We start from the raw sequence: 3,070 nt of genomic DNA, 5'->3' as shown, positions 1-3,070 counted from the left end.
CGGCGAGCCGGGCGGAGACGTCGCCGTACCCGTCCGCGCCGAGCGGGACGGCCAGCTCGGCGGGCGCCTCGGTGACCTCGCCGGCCACCAGCAGCCGCGCGAGCGCGACCTCGAACGGCTCGGCGTCCGGCAGCCGGGCGTGCGCCGCCGCGAGGCCCTCGCAGGCCCAGGTGAGGTAGCCGACCGGCCCGGCGAGCTCGGGCAGGACGGCCAGCTCGTCCTCGGTCAGCTCGGCGGCCCAGACCTGCTCCAGCCGGTCGCGCGGGGTGGTCATCGCCAGCTCGCGCAGCTCCGGCCGCTGCTCGAACCGGTCGAACAGCCCGGCCAGCGCGAGCCGCCGCTCCTCCAGCGGGGCGAGCCCGGCGAGGACGTCGAGGGCGGCGCGGCCCAGCTCGAACATGACGGCCCGGCGGTCGGGGTCCTCCCCGGCGGGCTCGGGGAGCCACAGGCCGGGCGGACGCCACCGCCCGCCCTGGGAGAACCACGCGAGCGGATGCCGGACGGGGACCTCGGGGTCGGCGAGCAGGTCGCCGAGGAGCTCGAAGTCGACGTCGCCCCGGCTGCCCGCGCGCACCGCGCCGGCGCCCAGCAGGAACGTCAGCAGCGACCACAGCTCGGCCCCCGCCACGGACGTCTTCGCCCCGTAGAAGTCGCTGAGCCGCCGGGTCAGCACCACCGCCCGCTCGTCGGCGTTGAAGGCGACGGCGCGCTCGCGCATCTCCTCGTACAGCCCGTCGGGAACCCGCCACGGCTTGGACGCGTACACGTCCAGAACGGGTTCGTCGGTCAGAAGCAGCTGAAGGTGGGACGGAAGCCGGGGGGAGCTCACGACAGCACTGTACTTATGACAGAACGCCGCGAACCGCCTTCACAGCACTTTCCGTGACCGTCCTGCGACCCGGCCCTGGTCAGCCGACGCGTTCGCGGTGCAGCGGAAGCGCCTCCGGCCGCTTGGCCGACCGCCCGTCGCCGGACGAGCGCCCCGTCGCGCGGCGGCCGATCCACGGGAGCAGGTAGGTGCGGGCCCAGTGCACGTCCTCGCGGCGCAGGGTCAGCCAGTCCGCCGCGTCGACCGGCGCCCACGGCTCGCGCCAGTCGCCGTCCGCGGGGACGCCGATCACCTCGGCGACCCGCAGCGCCAGCCGGCGGTGCCCCTCCGACGACAGGTGCAGCCGGTCCTCGAACCAGGCGCGCGGGTCGTTGAAGATCGGCATGAGCGCCCACAGGTCCACCACGTCGCAGCCGCGCCGGTCGGCGATGGCGCGCAGGTGCATGTTGTAGGTGGCGGCCTTGCCGCGGATGCGCCGTCCCGACCGCAGCCCGTGCGGGTCGAAGCCGGTGAACAGCACGACGCGCGAGCCCGTCCCGCGCAGCTTGCGGACGGCGTCGTCGAACACGACCGCGAGCGCGTCGGGGTCGCCGCCCGGACGGATGATGTCGTTGCCGCCCGCGCAGAAGGTGACGAGGTCCGGGTTCAGCTCGACCGCACGGGGCACCTGGTCCTCGGCGATCTGGCGCAGCAGCTTCCCGCGCACCGCGAGGTTGGCGTACCGCAGTTCCGGGTTCACGGCCGCGAGGTGCTCGGCGACCCGGTCGGCCCACCCCCGGAACACGTCGCTCTCCCCGGGCACCGGGTCGCTCAGCCCCTCGGTGAAGCTGTCCCCGATCGCGACGAACGTACCGATACTCTTCGCGTCACCCATAAAGCCGTTCCTAGCGCAGGTCCAAGTAGTTCGATCAGCTAGGAACCAATAGTGCAGCGTGCATATTTCCCTACGCGACCGTAGTGACCACCCAAAAACACAAGGTGATGACCGCACGCGGAGGACCAACCGCACGCAGAGCAGGACTCCCACGGAGCGGAAACCGCACACAGAGCAGGGACCGACACCCGAAACGGAACCGCACGCGAAGCAAGGACCGGCACGCGGAGCAGAACCCCGCACGGGCTACACCACGCGACAAGCTCAACCGGCGCGAATGCGAGACCAACCGCGCGAGGGGGGCAACGCCGAAGGCGAGCCCCCCTCACGCGGTTGATCGCGAAGCGATGCCGCATTCGCAGAGCATCCGGTTCCGCGCCCGAGCCGCAAGGCGAGGGCGCGGAGCCGGAGGCTCAGTGGGCGGAGCCCACCATAGACAACGCGTGCTGCACCAGCGTGATGAGGACGGCCTTGGTCGACTCGCGGTTGCGTGCGTCGCATTCGACGATCGGCACGTGCGAGCTCACCGACAGGGCCTCGCGGATGTCCTCCACGGCGTACTGGAACTCGCCGTGGAAGCCGTTGACGCCGACGACGAACGGCAGGCCGAGTTCCTCGAAGTAGTCGACCGCGGCGAAGCAGTCGGCCAGCCGCCGGGTGTCGACGAGCACGACCGCGCCGATCGCGCCCTTGACCAGGTCGTCCCACATGAACCAGAAGCGGTGCTGGCCCGGGGTGCCGAACAGGTACAGGATCAGCTCGCTGTCGAGCGACACGCGGCCGAAGTCCATGGCCACGGTGGTGGTCGTCTTGTCGGGCACCGCCGACAGGTCGTCCACGTCGGCGCTGGCCGCGGTCATGACGGCCTCGGTGGTGAGCGGCATGATCTCCGACACCGAGCCCACGAACGTGGTCTTGCCGACGCCGAAGCCGCCGCCGACGACGATCTTGACCGAGGTCAGCTCCGGCCCGTCCCCGGGCGCGGCCGCAGCCGACGACTGGTCATAGCTTCCGAAGCCCACTCAGAACCCTCTCAAGCAGTCGGATGTCCGGCTGCGCGCCCGCCGGGCGGGACTGGTGCAGCCGGAGCAGGCCCTCCAGGGCCATGTCGGCGACGAGGACGCGTGCGACGCCGAGCGGAAGGCGCAGCAGCGCCGACACCTCGGCGACCGACCGTGCCGTCCGGCAGATGTCCATGATCGCCCGGTATTCCGGGGTCAGCGCGGAGACGTCGCGCGGCGGATGCGGCGCGGCGGTCACCATCGCCTCGATCGCGAGGTCGTACCGGGGCCGGGTCCGGCCGCCGGTGACCGCGTAGGGGCGGACCAGCGAGCTGGTGTCGCCGCCGGAGTCACCGCCCCCGTGCC

The 3,070-nt window shown here is 72.2% G+C and carries 3 protein-coding genes and 1 pseudogene; all 4 read right to left on the bottom strand.

The window, feature by feature from the left end; all coding sequences use genetic code 11:
• A pseudogene (locus AB0J52_RS34085) lies at positions 1–829 on the bottom strand (hypothetical protein); the annotation flags it as partial.
• Positions 830–908: 79 nt separating this feature from the next.
• On the bottom strand, positions 909–1,703 hold the full coding sequence (locus AB0J52_RS34080) for an SGNH/GDSL hydrolase family protein (protein ID WP_500187006.1): 795 nt from the start codon (positions 1,701–1,703) through the stop codon (positions 909–911).
• 413 nt (positions 1,704–2,116) lie between these two features.
• On the bottom strand, positions 2,117–2,665 hold the full coding sequence (locus AB0J52_RS34075) for a GTP-binding protein (RefSeq protein ID WP_500187008.1): 549 nt from the start codon (positions 2,663–2,665) through the stop codon (positions 2,117–2,119).
• A gap of 40 nt (positions 2,666–2,705) precedes the next feature.
• Positions 2,706–3,032: a DUF742 domain-containing protein gene (locus AB0J52_RS34070; RefSeq protein ID WP_500187007.1), complete on the bottom strand. Its 327-nt coding sequence runs from the start codon at positions 3,030–3,032 to the stop codon at positions 2,706–2,708.
• Positions 3,033–3,070 lie beyond the last annotated feature (38 nt).

Origin of the sequence: Spirillospora sp. NPDC049652 (assembly GCF_040675125.1) — a bacterium.
Classification (GTDB): domain Bacteria; phylum Actinomycetota; class Actinomycetes; order Streptosporangiales; family Streptosporangiaceae; genus Spirillospora.
The sequence above is the reverse complement of the archived record's forward strand: the minus strand, read 5'-3'. Positions and strand labels throughout refer to the sequence as shown.

Coding starts and splice junctions, on each gene's coding strand:
- AB0J52_RS34080 (WP_500187006.1), bottom strand. CDS start 1,703: ATGGGTGACGCGAAGAGTATCGGTACGTTCGTCGCGATCGGGGACAGC.